Source organism: Neorhizobium descurainiae, from assembly GCF_051400715.1.
GTDB lineage: Bacteria > Pseudomonadota > Alphaproteobacteria > Rhizobiales > Rhizobiaceae > Neorhizobium.
On sequence record NZ_JBLFFK010000101.1, the window covers coordinates 1 to 586 of the forward strand.

The window sequence follows — 586 nt, forward strand, 5'->3', positions numbered from 1 at the left end:
CCTTCGACGTAGCGGGCCATGCGTCGCCGCATGTCCGCATCGGGGATCTCGCCGCGCAGCGCGGCCACATTCTCTTCCGCATGAGCCGGCACCGAGGTCGCGCACAACACGCAGGTCACTGCCGGATGGCCGAGCACCCATTTGAGGAAATAGTCCGCCCAATTGGCGATCCCCAGCTCGCGCGCGAAATCGGGCAGCGGCCGCGATCCGACGAGGTCGAACAGCCGCGCCTTCTCGAAGGGCATGTTGACCAGCACCCCGACGCCCTTGTCAGCCGCCATCGGCAGCAGCCGCTCCTCCGCCTCCCGCATGGCTATCGAATAATGGAGCTGGACGAGATCGAGATCGCCGCGCTCGATCCATTGGCCGAGCGGCTCGTAATAGGCGTCGTCGTGGTGTGAGACGCCGATATGGCGGATCAGTCCCTCCTGCTTCCATTCCTTCAGCCGCGGCAGCACTGTGTCGACATTGACGAGGCTATGGCATTGGACCGCATCGATCCGGCTGCGCCAGAGCCGCTGCATCGATCGGTCAAGGCTCTGGCGGGCGTGGCTGGAGTCCCCGAGGTACTCGCCCGTTTCCCACA

The 586-nt window shown here is 65.2% G+C and carries 1 protein-coding gene; it reads right to left on the bottom strand.

Annotation, left to right across the window (positions count from 1 at the left end):
• Nucleotides 1-586: aldo/keto reductase (locus tag ACMGE0_RS33620; protein ID WP_436820184.1), on the bottom strand; the 586-nt coding region annotated here is incomplete at both ends.